The organism is Alteromonas sp. ABH2_165, from assembly GCF_056159945.1.
This window is the reverse complement of the sequence record NZ_JBSWWF010000001.1, coordinates 818,870-833,860: the sequence shown is the minus strand read 5'-3', so window position 1 is coordinate 833,860 and position 14,991 is coordinate 818,870. Positions and strand designations below refer to the sequence as shown.

Below are 14,991 nucleotides of genomic sequence, written 5' to 3'. Positions count from 1 at the left end.
TAAACAATGTAAAAAAATGTTAATGAATTTAAAGTTAAATTAATTAGGTGTGATATGACTAAGTTTAAAAAATTCTTCAGCCAGATGGCTGTTATCCTGGCGGCAACTACCGCTTACCCAACACTTTCGCAAGAACTGCCTGCTTCAGCGGCAGTTACCCCGCTTATCAGCGCCATCGAACTGAACATTGAGAAAATTAATGTACAGGAACAGGTCAAAGCCGTACTAGTAACAGAAATGCAGCAACAGCTCGCTGCTACGCTACTTGCTATGAATGAAGAAGAACAATCGCAAGCGGAGAATACGCAAGGCGAATAACCTCTCATTCCACACCTGATTCGGATGCCGGTGGCTGGCAATGGCCGGCCACTGGCATTCGTCTTCAGCGTTCTGAATTAATTCGCGCTGGTATCCAGAGGCGCAAACCCCTTCACCAATTCATCTAATGCTTTCATTTGTTGCAAATACGGTTCAAGTTTAGACAGCGGCAATGCACAAGGACCATCACATTTCGCTTCATCCGGATTCGGATGCGCTTCAATAAACAGGCCAGCCAAACCTAATGCCATGCCACTGCGCGCTAATTGTGCTGCTTGTGCACGACGACCATCTGCCGACGTTGCCCGGCCACCAGGCATTTGCAACGCATGTGTTGCGTCGAAAATCACCGGTGCATATTCTTTCATGGCATCCATGCCCAGCATATCTACGACCAGGTTGTTATAGCCAAAACTGGTTCCACGCTCACAAAGGATCACTTTATCGTTCCCTGCTTCACCAATTTTCTTGATGATGTGGCGCATTTCATGGGGTGCAAGGAACTGAGGTTTCTTCACGTTGATCACAGCGCCGGTTTCTGCCATAGCGACAACTAAATCAGTCTGGCGGGCAAGAAATGCCGGCAATTGAATAACATCAACGACTTCAGCCACAGGCGTGGCCTGATGGGGTTCGTGCACATCGGTGATAAGTGGTACGTTGAACGTCTTTTTGATTTCTTCAAAAATTTTAAGACCTTCATCCATACCCGGGCCACGGTAAGAGGTGACTGATGAACGATTCGCTTTATCGAAAGACGCTTTAAATACGTAAGGAATACCCAACTTGGTGGTGACTTCCACGTAATGTTCAGCAATTTTCATTGCCAAATCACGAGATTCCAGCACATTCATGCCGCCGAATAAAACAAAAGCTTTGTCGTTTGCTACAGTGATATCGCCTAACGCGATTTCACTTAAAGATTGTGTCATTTGAGCATTTCCAACTTCAGAATAATAAAGGCTGTTTGGTAACGGCAACATTGGCAATCAGGCCAATCCAGACCAGTGCGCCAACAAAGCCAATCCAGCGTAACGGCGCGTTACGCCCCCATTTCAGGGCAAACATACCCATAAGAATATAAGCAATCAGTCCCACAACTTTGAAGGTTAACCACCCCTGTACAAAAGGAAACTGACCAAGAATAAAGCATAACCAAATTGCGCTGGCTAATAGGAACGTATCGACAACGTGAGGCAGTATTTTCAGCCACTTTTTACTGAGCAATTCGCTATTGAACTGACTCAGCATAAAGCGAAAGATAAACAGAAATACGCTAATCCCCACTGCGGTTAAATGAAGATGTTTCGCCATCATGTACATAAAAGAACCTCTTATTTTTTATCGTTATTTTCTGCCTGGCGCAGTTGATTAATCTCGTTTTTCGTAGACTCAAACTGCTGGCTTAGCAGCACATTATCGAAGGCAAGTTGTACATTTTTAGCAAACATATTCAGTAGCCGAACATTGGCTTGGGTTAATTTTCCGGGCACGCCAGACAAATATAACAATGAGCCCTGAAAGGTTTTACCTGAACAATAAGCAACGATGTAGTCGTCTGCGAAAATAATGCGTTTCTCTTCAAGTGCCTGACGGCATAACACATAGGCCTCGGCTGGTAGTGCTTTGTTTAATGGCTGACCTTCTTGCCCAGCATACTCACCATTCCCCGCAAACACGTATAATTCGTCGGGTTGCGTATTGGTAACAGGTTTCGGCGCGGCTACCGCACTGGTAATGTAAGCAGCATGCTGCGAAAAACCCATGATCGAGGTTAACTGCTGAATGATACCGCGCATAAACTGCTCGACAGAACGAATGGAAAACAAATCGGCAGACGCATCGATAATCTTCTCGAGCCCGGCCCGGCTTTCTTCAATCACCATTATATCGCGATAGCTGCGAAGTGCGGCGATCATCACCGTGAACAGTTTTTGCGCAGTGAGCTCAGTTTTCGATTTGTAATCATTAATGTCGTAATTAATGATAACTTCCCGTTCAGGCGCTTGCCCGGGCTGTCCGGTGCGTAGAATAATTCGGGTAAAATGGTTATGCAGTTGCTCTCGAATATACTCAGCCACTTCTAACCCGGCTTCGTCGGTTTCCATTACGACATCGAGTAAAACCACTGCCACATCGTTGTGTTGCCTGAAGTAGCTTTTTGCTTCCTCGCCACTGTAAACGCTGACAAACTCGAGACATTTATCATCAAGAATAAAGTCATTCAATGCGAGTTTGGTGACCGCATGCACCTCAGGTTCATCGTCGACAATCAGTATTTTCCAACTACCCAACTCTTCAATGATTTCTTCGTCTTCATCTTCGGCAAACAGAAAGTCGTCACTCATCCATTTCATTCCATTATTGAGAAAGCCAGTCAAAGCATACTGGATGGGAGATTAATCGCAAGCGGGCATTCTGGCCACAGTAATACGGTGGTGATCGGCGAGATCGCGGAAAGTCTCTGCATCGGTATATCCTGCCTGTTTATACAAATGACAAATTGCAGAGCCCTGCTCAAAACCATGTTCAATAAGCAGCCAACCACCGGGTTTTAAATAACCACGGGCCTGCGAGATGATGAAACGAATATCATCCAAACCATCTTCGCCTGCAGTAAGCGCAGAACGGGGTTCAAACCGCACATCGCCAAGTTTGAGAAACTCGCTACTTGTTTCCACATAGGGTGGATTGGTCACCAACATATCAAATTGCTTTCCCGTTAAAGAGGAAAACCAGTGACTTTCAAGAAATTGGGCGTTGGCAACGTTATTAAGAAGCGCATTAGCCTTAGCCAACGCGACAGCGTCAGCAATTCTGTCAACGCCATAAACGTCGAGACCTGGTCGCTCGCTGGCAATTGCCAGTGCAACAGCGCCGGTGCCGGTACCGAGATCACACAAACTCTCAGCCGTCTCAGGCAATAGCTCAAGGGCTTTTTCTACCAGTAGTTCGGTTTCCGGACGGGGAATGAGCGTGCTGGGATTCACCTGTAATCGCAGAGTCCAGAAATCACGATAACCCGTGAGATGAGCCACAGGGTGACCATTTTTACGTTGTGAGACAAGCTGGAGAAATTGCTCTTGCTGGGTTTCTGAGAGCGTTTTGTCGCTCCAGGTAAATAAATAGGTTTGCGATTGCCCGAGAACGTGAGCCAATAACACCTTCGCATCGGCGACAGGAGACTCGCCGCCAGCTAACATTTCTCGCGCCAGGGCAAGCGCCCCGGCAATGCTTAATAACATTATTCGTCTGCCAGTGAAGCCAGCAAGTCGGCCTGATGTTCCTGGCGTATTGGGTCTAGCAATGCGGCTAAATCCCCTGCTATCACTTCATCCAAACGATAAAGCGTTAAGTTGATACGGTGGTCGGTCACTCGTCCCTGCGGGAAGTTATAGGTGCGGATACGCTCGGAGCGATCACCACTGCCCACCAGGTTACGGCGCGTCGTTGCTTCTTCTTTCGCACGCTTCTCCTCTTCCATTTGGTTCAGGCGTGCTTGCAATACCGACATGGCTTTAGCGCGGTTCTTGTGCTGCGAACGTTCGTCCTGACACTCTACCACTAAGCCCGTAGGTAAGTGAGTAATACGAATGGCAGAATCGGTTTTGTTAACGTGCTGACCACCGGCGCCCGACGCACGGAAAGTATCCACTTTCAGATCAGCCGAGTTAATCTCGATGGCTTCCGATTCTGGAATTTCAGGCAGTACGGCAACCGTACAGGCTGAGGTGTGAATACGGCCCTGCGATTCGGTTTCAGGTACACGTTGAACCCGGTGACCACCCGATTCAAATTTCATCACGCCATAAACGCCTTCACCGCTCATATTCGCAATCACTTCTTTGAAACCGCCATGCTCGCCTTCGTTCTGGCTAACAATTTCTACGCGCCAGCCTTTCGTCTCTGCGTAACGGCTATACATGCGGAATAAATCACCGGCAAAAATCGCTGCTTCATCACCACCTGCACCAGCACGAATTTCCAGGAAGCAGTTGTGGTCATCGTTGGGATCTTTCGGCAGCAGCAGAATTTGCAGCTCGCTTTCCAGCGTAGTCAGTTCTTCTTTTGCAGACTTCATTTCTTCCTGCGCCATTTCGCGCATCTCGGCATCGTCTTCCTGCAACATCTCTTGTGCTGATGCCAGGTTCTCTTCTGCTTGCTGATAAGCGTTAAAACCTTTTACCACGTCTTCCAACTGGCTAAATTCCTTCGACAGTGCGCGGAATTTTTCCTGATTGGAAATTGTGTCCGGATCGCCGAGTAATGCCTGCACCTCGTCAAAGCGTTCTACCAGGTGCTCCAGCTTTCTCTTCACCGATTCTTTCATATGCGTTGTTTACCTTTCTTTGTCCTGCTCTTCAGGAGCAAGATCCATCGCCTGTCCCAGCCATTGAGACAGCGCGCTATTTTTATCTTGTGCCGCTTCACGTAGCACCCGTGTGGGTCCGTGCATCAGAGTATTAGCCAGTTTATACGCCAATTCCTGAATGATTGCTTCAGGCTCTCGGCCTTCAGACAGTTGATTCACGGCTTTGGCAACCAATTCATCTCTGGAAGCCGTGCTCTTCTGACGGTATTGGCGAACTAAATCAATGGATTTTTGCGCCCGTTTCCAATTCAGGAAAACCAACGCTTGTTCGCTGATAATTTTTTCTGCTTCTTGCGCCGCCAATTCCCGTGACGCCAGATTTTGCTCGACAATGTGCTGAAGATCATCAACCGTGTAGAGGTAAGCATCCCCCAGCTCATTCACTTGCGGCTCTATGTCTCTGGGAACAGCCAGATCCACCATAAACATTGGGGTATTCCGGCGCTGCTTCAGCGCTCGTTCTACCATACCTTTACCGATTAATGGTAACTGACTCGCAGTAGAACTAATAACAATATCAAACTGGTGCAAATGATCAGGGAGTTGCGATAACGTCAACACTTCGGCCCCAAGATTTTCGGCCAGTTTCTCTGCCCGGGCTACAGTGCGATTTGCGACAGCAAGACGTTGTACGCCCTGCTCTTTTAAATGCTGAGCAACCAGCTCGATGGTTTCTCCTGCCCCAACCAACAACACTGCGCGTTTCGGTAGGGCACTGAAGATATGTTTGGCCAGTTGCACAGCGGCGAACGCCACCGACACGGCATTGGCGCCAATCTCGGTTTCAGAACGGACTTTTTTCGCGACTGAAAACGTATGTTGAAACAGGCGCTCAAACTCACTGCCCACAGTACCGGAATGCTTGGCATCATTGAATGCTTGTTTGATTTGCCCGAGGATCTGTGGCTCGCCCAGTATTAACGAATCGAGGCCGCTGGCTACTCGCATAACGTGTCGAACTGCGTCTTCCTGATGATAAAGATAGCTGTTATCCGAGATATCCTTTTCAGAAACCCCATGAAATTCCGCTAACCATTTCAATAATAACGCGGCTTCATCCACCCCTTTCACATACACTTCTGTGCGATTACACGTGGAAACAATGACAGACTCGTCTATGCCGTTCATCTGTTTCAACGAGGCGAGCGCAGACACCAGAGAATCCGGTGTGAATGCAACTTTTTCGCGAAGTGCTACAGGTGCTGTTTTGTGATTAATTCCGAGGGCAGTAAGGGTCATTGAAATTCATGGTGGCATCAATGGAGCGGCATTGTACGAAAAACGCAAAATGATTGAAAGTACTCCTGAAACTGTGTTCCCATTAGTCGTGGTTGATTTGCAACATTCGCGACTCTTTTTTGTGGGGGATCATACTCTTTTATGTTTTGGCGAATAATTACACTGGCGATATTTTTTCTCGCCCTCTCTGCCTGTACCACTTTACCCGACGGCCCGGAAACCGCGGTTAACCTGCCTTCGCAGCTGCAACAACTAACAACCGTGGATCACTGGCAGATAAAAGGGAAGATGGCTATTCGAAACGATAAAGAAGCCGTGAGTGCCCATTTAAACTGGAAAACTGATGCACCCGATTTTGATTTCCGATTAACCAATATGCTGGGAATCACATTGGCTACTTTATCAGTGAACGATGGCATGGCGAGCCTTGAAGCCGATGATAAGCACTATGAGGATACCAATCCGTCTCGCCTTATTTATCAAACAACAGGTTGGGACATACCGGTGAATCGGTTACTCAACTGGATAAAAGGCTTACCTCTAGCAGGCGATGACTACCAACTGAACGACAAACAACTGCTGGCATCGCTGTCTCCGGCCTGTGATAATTGTGGCAACTGGAAAGTGATTTACAGCAACTACGGTAATGTCGATGGCATTTGGTTACCTCACCAGTTAACCCTTACCCAAACGAACAATAGTAAAATGCTGATTAAAATCCGAATTGATGAATGGACAATACAGTAATGCAACCTTATGACTGGTGGCCCAGTCCCGCGAAACTCAACCTTTTCCTGCATATTCTTGGCCGATACGAGAATGGTTATCACCAATTGCAGACATTATTTCAAATTCTGGACCGCGGTGATGAACTGGCGTTTGAATTAGTGTCATCGAATGACATTACGCTGTCACCGTCAATTCCTGGTGTGAATGACGAAGATAATTTGATCATTAAAGCGGCAAAGTTATTAAGAGAGCACTGTGGTGTTAATCACGGCGTAAATATTTATTTGCGAAAAAACCTTCCCATGGGCGGTGGTATTGGAGGCGGTTCTTCAAACGCTGCAACGGTACTTGTGGCACTGAACGCGCTTTGGAATTGCAAACTGGATACCAGTGAATTAGCAGCATTAGGCCTCAAGTTAGGTGCAGATGTTCCCATATTCGTGGAAGGTCACACGGGTTTCGCTGGCGGTGTTGGCGAGGCAATTACTGCTACAGAACTGAACGAACAATGGTATTTGGTTGTTAACCCCGGTATTCATGTAGGTACTGCTGATATTTTCCGCGAATCGTCCCTGCCCCGCAACACACCTGCCATTGAGTGGGACAATTATACTTTTGATGCAACACATAATGATTGTCAGACAATTGTCTGTGATCGCCATCCCGAAGTTGCATTATTATTACAGTGGTTGCTACAATTCGCCCCGTCGCGGATGACGGGCACAGGCGCGTGTGTTTTTGCTATATTTAGTGATGAAATTTCAGCCAGGCGTGTTCTTGATACCTTGCCCGGAAAATGGACTGGTTTTGTTGCTAAAGGTGTAAACACCTCGCCCTTATTACAAAAACTAAAACCGTGAACGAAGCATCGGACATGAATTAAATTTTTGGGGTATAGCCAAGTTGGTAAGGCAGCGGGTTTTGATCCCGCCATCCGTTGGTTCGAGTCCAGCTACCCCAGCCACCACCTTTATCAATGCACTGAGGAAACACTTGTGCCAGATATGAAGCTCTTTGCAGGCAATGCTGTCCCGGAACTTGCCCATAAAGTCGCCGAACGCCTTTATACTAAACTTGGTAACGCCAGTGTTGGTCGCTTTAGCGACGGTGAAATCAGCGTAGAAATTCATGAAAACGTCCGTGGCTCGGACGTTTTTATTATCCAGTCTACCTGTGCACCAACCAACGACAACCTGATGGAACTGATCGTGATGATTGACGCCCTGCGTCGCGCATCAGCCGGTCGTATCACCGCTGTTATCCCCTACTTTGGTTATGCTAGACAAGACCGTCGTGTACGTTCTGCTCGTGTGCCGATTACCGCTCGTGTTGTTGCAGATTTTCTGTCTAACGTGGGTGTTGACCGCGTTCTGACCATCGATTTACACGCCGAGCAAATCCAGGGCTTCTTCGATGTGCCTGTAGACAACGCATTCGGTACCCCAATCCTGCTTGCCGATATGGTGCAGCGTGATTTTGTAGACCCAATCGTAGTATCTCCAGACATCGGCGGTGTTGTGCGTGCCCGCGCAACAGCAAAACTGCTGAACGATGCCGATTTGGCAATTATCGATAAGCGTCGTCCAAAAGCCAATGTGTCTCAGGTTATGAACATTATCGGTGACGTTAACGGCCGCGACTGTATCATCGTAGATGACATGATCGACACCGGCGGTACACTAGCAAAGGCTGCGGAAGCACTGAAAAACCATGGTGCGCGAAAAGTGTATGCCTACGCTACTCACGCCATTTTCTCAGGCAACGCGCCGAAAAACCTGAAAGAATCTGTCATTGATGAAATCATCATTACCGACAGTATTCCACTGTCGAAAGACATGAAAGCCACAGGTAAGGTTAAGCAACTTACGCTTTCTGAAATGCTGGCGGAAACCATTCGCCGTATCAGCAATGAAGAATCTATTTCGGCAATGTTTGAATACTAATATTCAACTTGTTTGAGCCTATCCAAAGCCGGCGCCGCAATGCGCCGGCTTTTTTTTACTTTAAACAGCGATTAGGAATTTTTAGATAGGCAACAGGTAATTCATTGTTTTTTCTGTGTGGACACTTAAAGGTTGATTGCCGACTATGTTACGGTAGAAATCGAATACTGATATGGATATCGCCATGAAATTAAACAAAGTCTTGTTGCCGCTAGCCCTGTGCTTACCCAGCTTTCAAAGTAATGCGGAAGATGCGCTCAGGCAACTCGAAGTAAAAATGGATGCCATTGCCACTGCAATGATAGAACCGAGCGATCCGGGATGTTCCGTGGGTATCATTCAGCAAGGGGAATTTATTTTCCAAAAGCATTACGGGCTGGCCAACGTTGAGCACAGCGTGCCCATTTCAGCTTCTACTCGCTTCAGAATGGCATCGGTATCGAAACAGTTTACTGCTATGGCAGTGTTACTTCTGGCCGATGATGGATTAATCAATCTTGATGACGACATCCGTAAGTACATTCCGGATCTCTATGAGTACCAGCACGAAGTCACTATCAACGCTATGTTGGGGCATTTTGCCGGTATGGGCGACTATGACACGCTGAACGAATTGCTGTCCGAACCATTACATTCCGTATCCGGTAAGCCTTTCAGACTAGGCGATGAGGATTATCTCTCCAACGATGAATATTATGACTTACTCAAGACCTTACCTTTGCTTACTGCACCGGAAAAGGAACAGCGTTACAGCAATTTCGCTTACAACCTTCTGACCTTACTGGTTGAAAATGTAAGTGGCCAAACATTCAGAGCATTTACCACCGCCCGAATCTTTACCCCTTTAGGAATGAAACACACCTTCTTTGCTGATGATAAACGTGAAGTTATTCCACACAGGGCTTACGGCTACATCAGCACAAAAAACGAAACAAGCGGAAAAGCGAAACTTGAAGTCAACATGACAAACCTCTATGTGACCGGGGATGGTGGCTTATTTACTACCCTTGAAGATATGCGTTTGTGGAACAACCAGTTTAGCAATCCAATTTTAGGTAAAAAGCCCGCCGAGCTTATCGCATTAATGAATACACCCAACGGCGATTTCCCTGATCGCGATGAACACAAATGGTACTACGCCAATGGTCAATACACAGACGGCCGCTATTACTTCCACAACGGTGGCTGGCTCGGAACAAGTACCAGTTTCATTCGCCGACCAGATACACACACTTCCGTGGTTGCCATGTGCAACAGTAATTCACTTGATACGAATGCCCTCACCTATCCAGTGTTCCAGATACTAACGGATCTAGGTTTGTGGCATGGTGAAGATCCATCGGTGTTTTAGATACAACATACTCTTTTGTTTGGTTTGTATGTTGGAAATAAAACAACAAAAACTATACTTACTGCGCTTGCGTGTTCATTCATTGTCCGTTCAGACTTTACACGGCACAATGGCCTTTTGAAATTGTTGTTAAGGATGCACCATGATTCGTCAGATTATGATGATTGCGGTTTTTGTTACTTGCGCCGCTTGCAGTGATACCACTGCATCAGTCAGCGAGCCTGTTTCACCGAAGACTAATGTTGAGGAGAGTAAAATGACGGAAGCAAAAAATAAAAACCTCTCTAAAATCAGTGGTCAGCTTCAGTATCAGGACATGGAAGGCGGTTTCCTAGGCTTCATCGCAGACAATGGCGAAAAATATACTCTTCGAGGCCTCGATAAACACTACCGTCAAAATGGTATGCGTTTGGTAGTCACTGCCGTACCCGTGGATGTCATGACCATCACGCAGTTTGGTAAAGTCATGCAAATTCAGGAAGTACTTAGTGCTGACGACAGTGAAGTTAAGCCCATCCCGCGCAAACCCGGCACTAGCCTCATGTAATGTAACATTTAAGTTTGTAACTCGAAGGGCGCAGTGGTAGAATTCGCCGCCCTTTTATTTCGGGGCCTGGCATAAATGCCAGATACGCGTGGGTTTTGGTCGCAAAAACTCACAAACGATAAACTTAAATTTTTGGAGACATTTCAATGTCTGAAGGTATTTTTAACCTGGATGCAGTAGTACGTACTGACCTGGGGAAAGGTGCGAGCCGCCGCCTGCGTCATGCTGACAAAGTTCCTGCAATCCTGTACGGTGGCGAAGAAGCCCCTGTTGCACTGACTCTTGAGCACAACAAAGTAAACAACGCTGCTGATTTTGAAGCGTTCTACTCTCACGTTCTGACTCTGAACATTGACGGTCAGAAAGTTGAAGCGTTAGTTAAAGACATGCAACGTCACCCGTATAAGCCTAAAATCACTCACATCGATTTCCAACGTGTTATCGCGGGTGAAGAGCTGCACACGAGCATCCCTGTTCACTTCATCAATGAAGACAAAAACGCAGCGATCAAAGCTGGCGGTATCGCAGAGCACCTGGTAACTGAAATTGAAGTTACTTGTCTGCCTAAAGACCTGCCTGAGTTCGTTGAAGTAGACATGGCTGACCTGGACATGGAAACAACTCTGCACCTGTCTGACCTGACTCTGCCTGCTGGCGTTAGCTCTGTAGAACTGGCGAAAGGCGACGACGCGCACAACCTGGCCGTTGTTACTATCAAGCCTTCACGCGCTTCTGTTGAAAGCAGCGATGACGAAGGCGAAGAAGGCACAGCTGAGGAATAATCAGCTTGTCATCAGATATTCGTCTGATTGTGGGCCTGGGAAATCCAGGCCCAGAATATGAAAACACGCGACACAACGCTGGCGTCTGGTTTCTTAATGAACTGGCGGCACGTTTCAATACCTCCCTCACGCCCGAAAGTAAGTTTTACGGTTTAACTGGCCGTATTACCATAGGCACACAAGATATTCGTCTGCTCTACCCTACAACTTTTATGAATAAAAGTGGTCAGGCCGTTGCTGCGATGGCAAACTTTTATCGCATCCCCGCAGAGAATATGTTGGTTGCTTTCGACGAACTCGATTTACCCCCAGGTATTGCCAAATTCAAAATGGGTGGTAGTTCCAGTCAAAATGGAATTCGAGATATCGTCGCCAGAATGGGCAATAATAAAAATTTCTTACGTTTACGCATTGGCATCGGTCATCCGGGCCATAAAAGTAAAGTAACCGGCCATGTACTTGGCAAACCACCGGCAAATGAAAAAGCCGCCATCGATGATGTCATTGATGAAGCTGTCCGGTGTACAGAAATGCTAATCAAAAACGACTTAAAGCAAGCTCAGAACCGACTGCATAGTTTTAAAGCTGACGTTCAGGGCTAATCAACCAAACAAGGGTCCAGCACATGGGTTTTAAATGTGGCATCGTTGGTCTGCCAAATGTGGGTAAATCTACCCTGTTCAACGCTCTTACCAAAGCCGGCATTGAAGCGGCGAACTTTCCGTTCTGTACAATTGAACCGAACACAGGTGTCGTCCCCGTACCGGATCTGCGTTTAGATAAGCTGGCAGAGATTGTGAATCCTCAACGTGTTATTCCTACTACCATGGAGTTCGTCGATATTGCGGGTCTGGTTGAAGGTGCATCGAAAGGTGAAGGTTTAGGTAACAAATTCTTAGCAAATATCCGTGAAACCGATGCGATTGGCCACGTAGTACGTTGCTTTGAAAACGACAACATTGTTCACGTTGCTGGTAAGGTGAGTCCAAAGGACGATATCGACGTTATCAATACGGAACTTGCACTGGCTGATCTGGAGACCACAGAAAAAGCCATTCATCGTGTTGCAAAACGCGCTAAAGGCGGCGATGCCGATGCGAAGTACGAATTAAAAGTACTGGAAAAAATTAAGCCGCATCTGGACGAAGGTAATCTGTTGCGCTCTTTGGAACTGACCAAAGAAGAAATGGCAGCGATTAGCTACATGAACATGTTAACGCTGAAACCAACTATGTACATCGCTAACGTGAACGATGACGGTTTTGAGAACAATCCATTCCTTGATCAGGTGAAAGAAATTGCAGCGGGCGAAAATGCAGTAGTCGTTGCGGTTTGTGCCGAAATTGAAGCTGAAATCGCAGAACTGGATGATGACGAGCGTGAAGAATTCATGCAGGACATGGGATTAGAAGAACCAGGTCTAAATCGTGTAATTCGTGCTGGCTACAACCTGCTAACCCTGCAAACGTATTTTACTGCGGGCGTAAAAGAAGTACGTGCATGGACTTTCCCAGAAGGTTCAACCGCGCCACAAGCGGCTGGTAAAATCCACACCGACTTTGAGAAAGGCTTTATCCGTGCTGAAATCGTTGGCTACGATAACTTTATTGAGTTTGGTGGCGAACAAGGCGCCAAGGATGCCGGTAAATGGCGTCTGGAAGGTAAAGACTACATCGTTAAAGATGGTGACGTAATTCACTTCCGCTTTAACGTGTAAAGCATAGCTTTATAAGCATGTAAAAACACCGCCTGATGGCGGTGTTTTTGTTTTTACAGCCTGTGAAAGAAGGTTTGCCTTTTATAAGAACCGCAGTACCAGCCCAATAATGACGCCGGTTAAAATAAGCTGCACCAAACAAAAGCCCATGATGTCTTTTGCTTTTAGGCCAGCAATGGCTAAAACAGGTAAGGCCCAGAACGGCTGAATAAGGTTAGTCCAAGCATCCCCCCAGGCTACGCCCATGGCAACACGGTTAATATCTGCACCCAATTCCAGCGCCGCAGGCAGCACCACCGGCGCCTGAACAGCCCACTGTCCACCACCGGAAGGCACAAAAATATTCACAATGCCCGCACTGATAAAGCTCCACACCGGTAGGGACTCTGCGGTTGCTAAACTAATCAGCCACTCTGACAGGCTCTGAGCAAGCCCTGACTGCACCATTACCGCCATAATGCCAGCATAAAACGGAAACTGGATAACAATTCCTGCTCCGCCTTTTACAGCCTGATGTAAACTGAACAATAAGCGCCGTGGCGTTTTGTGCAGAATAATAGCCAGAAACAAAAACAAGGCATTTACCACGTTCAAATTCAGCGTGCCGCCACCAACAAAGTACATGACTAAGTATCCCATTCCCGCAAAGCCAATTAACTGCGCCAGAATAGTACTGTTCTCGAGTTTATCTGCGGGTCGGGTATTGGCTTCATCGACGGTGTGTTTATCTTCCAGCTTTTCAGCCGGCACGATCACGCTATCTTCCGGTTTTGGCATCATAAGACGGTTTACCAACGGCATGACGATAAACAAAATGACTACCAGAATAAGATTAAAGGTTGCGAAGATGGTTTCTGATGTATCAATAACACCAATTTGATCTACAGAAAAATGTCCCGGTGTAGCAATGGTTAAAGGTACAGAACCTGCAAGCCCACCATGCCAGACAACAAAACCAGAATATGCGCTGGCCACCAGCAGGCGATAATCCACCTCAATGCGTTTCGCCAGCGCTTTGGCAAATAATGCCCCTACCACTAATCCAAAGCCCCAGTTTAGCCAGCTCGCCATTAACGAGACCAGGGTAACCAAAATAATGGCTTTTCCTGCGGAATTTGCCCGCGCGGCTAGACTTTCCAGGCACTTTTTCACCAGAGGCGTACTTGCCAACATATAGCCGGTTACTAAAACCAGTAACATTTGCATGGAAAAGCTGAGTAATCCCCACAAACCACTCCCCCATTGTTCGACGACCACGGTCAACGAATGGCTTTCTATTAACATTGCTGCGGAAAAAACCACCAGCGTAAGCAATAAAACGAAGATATAGGGATCGGGTAGGTAGCGTTCGACGAGTTTTACAAAAGGTGTTGCCACGCGATTCAGCATAGTTTTGATTATTCCTTAAACAATTAGTTAACACCTTACCGAAAAAAGTCGAAAATTAAAGGAAATAAATTTTGAAAAAAGTGATTTTGAGGGGCTAAATCAGGGGTAACTCCCCCTTCAATACACAGAAAATATCGTTGAAAATCATGGATTCCTGTATTCTTATTAACCATTTTGCTGATAAATCCGGCATTTCGGTACACATTGTGACCACTTAGAAAAAGTTAGTAAAAAAGGGGTTGACGGTGCCCCGTCATATCCGCATAATACGCGCCACTTCCTGAGAGGGAAGAGAAAAAGAAGAGGCTACGTAGCTCAGTTGGTTAGAGCACATCACTCATAATGATGGGGTCGCAAGTTCGAATCTCGCCGTAGCCACCACTCTTCTTATTTATCTCTCAGGTATGTCCTAGTTGCGCGGAAGTGGTGGAATTGGTAGACACGCTGGATTTAGGTTCCAGTGCTTCACGGCGTGAGAGTTCAAGTCTCTCCTTCCGCACCATCTGTTGGGGTATAGCCAAGTTGGTAAGGCAGCGGGTTTTGATCCCGCCATCCGTAGGTTCGAGTCCTGCTACCCCAGCCATTATTTCGTTACGTTGAATCC

Annotated in this window: 15 protein-coding genes, 4 tRNA genes and 1 pseudogene; 13 read left to right on the top strand and 7 right to left on the bottom strand. The window is 46.8% G+C overall.

From position 1 onward, the window contains the following. Positions 1-54 precede the first annotated feature (54 nt). Positions 55-318 carry a hypothetical protein gene (locus ACXAFQ_RS03705; RefSeq protein WP_474818202.1) on the top strand — a complete coding sequence of 88 codons (264 nt, stop codon included), beginning with the start codon at positions 55-57 and terminating at the stop codon, positions 316-318. 77 nt (positions 319-395) lie between these two features. Here the strand turns inward: ACXAFQ_RS03705 and kdsA are convergent, their stop codons facing one another. The 6 genes and pseudogenes from kdsA to hemA all read right to left on the bottom strand — a co-directional run bounded on the left by kdsA (position 396) and on the right by hemA (position 5,929). Next, positions 396-1,250 carry a 3-deoxy-8-phosphooctulonate synthase gene (gene kdsA, locus ACXAFQ_RS03700; protein ID WP_474818201.1) on the bottom strand — a complete coding sequence of 285 codons (855 nt, stop codon included), beginning with the start codon at positions 1,248-1,250 and terminating at the stop codon, positions 396-398. A 16-nt stretch (positions 1,251-1,266) separates the two neighbouring features. Then, entirely contained in the window at positions 1,267-1,641 is a 375-nt protein-coding gene (locus ACXAFQ_RS03695) for a SirB2 family protein (protein ID WP_474818200.1), read from the bottom strand. A gap of 50 nt (positions 1,642-1,691) precedes the next feature. Beyond that, positions 1,692-2,666, bottom strand: a pseudogene (locus tag ACXAFQ_RS03690) (DUF3369 domain-containing protein); the annotation flags it as partial. 51 nt (positions 2,667-2,717) lie between these two features. Continuing rightward, the gene (prmC, locus tag ACXAFQ_RS03685; protein WP_474818199.1) at positions 2,718-3,563 is read right to left on the bottom strand and encodes a peptide chain release factor N(5)-glutamine methyltransferase; all 846 of its coding nucleotides are present in this window, start codon (positions 3,561-3,563) and stop codon (positions 2,718-2,720) included. After that, a complete protein-coding gene (gene prfA, locus ACXAFQ_RS03680) occupies positions 3,563-4,648 on the bottom strand; it encodes a peptide chain release factor 1 (RefSeq protein ID WP_070123537.1) in 1,086 nt (361 codons plus the stop codon). Before prfA ends, prmC begins: the two co-directional genes overlap by 1 nt. A gap of 9 nt (positions 4,649-4,657) precedes the next feature. Further along, positions 4,658-5,929, bottom strand: coding sequence for a glutamyl-tRNA reductase (hemA, locus tag ACXAFQ_RS03675; protein WP_474818198.1), 1,272 nt, complete (start codon positions 5,927-5,929; stop codon positions 4,658-4,660). A gap of 141 nt (positions 5,930-6,070) precedes the next feature. On the opposite strand from hemA, the gene lolB reads away from it, so the two are divergent. The 9 genes from lolB to ychF all read left to right on the top strand — a co-directional run bounded on the left by lolB (position 6,071) and on the right by ychF (position 12,998). Further along, a complete protein-coding gene (gene lolB, locus ACXAFQ_RS03670; RefSeq protein WP_474818197.1) occupies positions 6,071-6,676 on the top strand; it encodes a lipoprotein insertase outer membrane protein LolB in 606 nt (201 codons plus the stop codon). Further along, positions 6,661-7,518: a 4-(cytidine 5'-diphospho)-2-C-methyl-D-erythritol kinase gene (gene ispE / locus ACXAFQ_RS03665; RefSeq protein ID WP_474818196.1), complete on the top strand. Its 858-nt coding sequence runs from the start codon at positions 6,661-6,663 to the stop codon at positions 7,516-7,518. Before lolB ends, ispE begins: the two co-directional genes overlap by 16 nt. Before the next feature lie 28 nt (positions 7,519-7,546). Further along, positions 7,547-7,622, top strand: a tRNA-Gln gene (locus ACXAFQ_RS03660). A gap of 31 nt (positions 7,623-7,653) precedes the next feature. Then, a complete protein-coding gene (locus tag ACXAFQ_RS03655) occupies positions 7,654-8,601 on the top strand; it encodes a ribose-phosphate pyrophosphokinase (protein ID WP_070123533.1) in 948 nt (315 codons plus the stop codon). 184 nt (positions 8,602-8,785) lie between these two features. Then, a complete protein-coding gene (locus ACXAFQ_RS03650; protein WP_474818195.1) occupies positions 8,786-9,952 on the top strand; it encodes a serine hydrolase domain-containing protein in 1,167 nt (388 codons plus the stop codon). Between the two features lie 142 nt (positions 9,953-10,094). Further along, positions 10,095-10,499 carry a hypothetical protein gene (locus ACXAFQ_RS03645; RefSeq protein ID WP_474818194.1) on the top strand — a complete coding sequence of 135 codons (405 nt, stop codon included), beginning with the start codon at positions 10,095-10,097 and terminating at the stop codon, positions 10,497-10,499. A gap of 146 nt (positions 10,500-10,645) precedes the next feature. Then, positions 10,646-11,281, top strand: a complete 636-nt coding sequence (locus ACXAFQ_RS03640; protein ID WP_474818193.1) for a 50S ribosomal protein L25/general stress protein Ctc — start codon at positions 10,646-10,648, stop codon at positions 11,279-11,281. Between the two features lie 5 nt (positions 11,282-11,286). Next, positions 11,287-11,883: an aminoacyl-tRNA hydrolase gene (gene pth / locus ACXAFQ_RS03635; RefSeq protein ID WP_474818192.1), complete on the top strand. Its 597-nt coding sequence runs from the start codon at positions 11,287-11,289 to the stop codon at positions 11,881-11,883. 23 nt (positions 11,884-11,906) lie between these two features. Next, positions 11,907-12,998 (top strand): redox-regulated ATPase YchF, encoded by a 1,092-nt coding sequence (gene ychF / locus ACXAFQ_RS03630; protein WP_474818191.1) that lies wholly within the window; start codon positions 11,907-11,909, stop codon positions 12,996-12,998. An 81-nt stretch (positions 12,999-13,079) separates the two neighbouring features. Here ychF and ACXAFQ_RS03625 read toward each other — a convergent pair whose 3' ends face one another. Beyond that, entirely contained in the window at positions 13,080-14,387 is a 1,308-nt protein-coding gene (locus ACXAFQ_RS03625) for a short-chain fatty acid transporter (protein ID WP_474818190.1), read from the bottom strand. Between the two features lie 304 nt (positions 14,388-14,691). On the opposite strand from ACXAFQ_RS03625, the gene ACXAFQ_RS03620 reads away from it, so the two are divergent. The 3 genes from ACXAFQ_RS03620 to ACXAFQ_RS03610 all read left to right on the top strand — a co-directional run bounded on the left by ACXAFQ_RS03620 (position 14,692) and on the right by ACXAFQ_RS03610 (position 14,970). Continuing rightward, positions 14,692-14,768 (top strand) — tRNA-Met (locus ACXAFQ_RS03620). Between the two features lie 36 nt (positions 14,769-14,804). Continuing rightward, a tRNA-Leu gene (locus tag ACXAFQ_RS03615) sits at positions 14,805-14,889 on the top strand. Positions 14,890-14,894: 5 nt separating this feature from the next. Further along, positions 14,895-14,970, top strand: a tRNA-Gln gene (locus ACXAFQ_RS03610). Positions 14,971-14,991 lie beyond the last annotated feature (21 nt).

Coding starts and splice junctions, on each gene's coding strand:
- ACXAFQ_RS03705 (WP_474818202.1), top strand. CDS start 55: ATGACTAAGTTTAAAAAATTCTTCAGCCAGATGGCTGTTATCCTGGCG.
- kdsA (WP_474818201.1), bottom strand. CDS start 1,250: ATGACACAATCTTTAAGTGAAATCGCGTTAGGCGATATCACTGTAGCA.
- ACXAFQ_RS03695 (WP_474818200.1), bottom strand. CDS start 1,641: ATGTACATGATGGCGAAACATCTTCATTTAACCGCAGTGGGGATTAGC.
- prmC (WP_474818199.1), bottom strand. CDS start 3,563: ATGTTATTAAGCATTGCCGGGGCGCTTGCCCTGGCGCGAGAAATGTTA.
- prfA (WP_070123537.1), bottom strand. CDS start 4,648: ATGAAAGAATCGGTGAAGAGAAAGCTGGAGCACCTGGTAGAACGCTTT.
- hemA (WP_474818198.1), bottom strand. CDS start 5,929: ATGACCCTTACTGCCCTCGGAATTAATCACAAAACAGCACCTGTAGCA.
- lolB (WP_474818197.1), top strand. CDS start 6,071: ATGTTTTGGCGAATAATTACACTGGCGATATTTTTTCTCGCCCTCTCT.
- ispE (WP_474818196.1), top strand. CDS start 6,661: ATGGACAATACAGTAATGCAACCTTATGACTGGTGGCCCAGTCCCGCG.
- ACXAFQ_RS03650 (WP_474818195.1), top strand. CDS start 8,786: ATGAAATTAAACAAAGTCTTGTTGCCGCTAGCCCTGTGCTTACCCAGC.
- ACXAFQ_RS03645 (WP_474818194.1), top strand. CDS start 10,095: ATGATTCGTCAGATTATGATGATTGCGGTTTTTGTTACTTGCGCCGCT.
- ACXAFQ_RS03640 (WP_474818193.1), top strand. CDS start 10,646: ATGTCTGAAGGTATTTTTAACCTGGATGCAGTAGTACGTACTGACCTG.
- ychF (WP_474818191.1), top strand. CDS start 11,907: ATGGGTTTTAAATGTGGCATCGTTGGTCTGCCAAATGTGGGTAAATCT.
- ACXAFQ_RS03625 (WP_474818190.1), bottom strand. CDS start 14,387: ATGCTGAATCGCGTGGCAACACCTTTTGTAAAACTCGTCGAACGCTAC.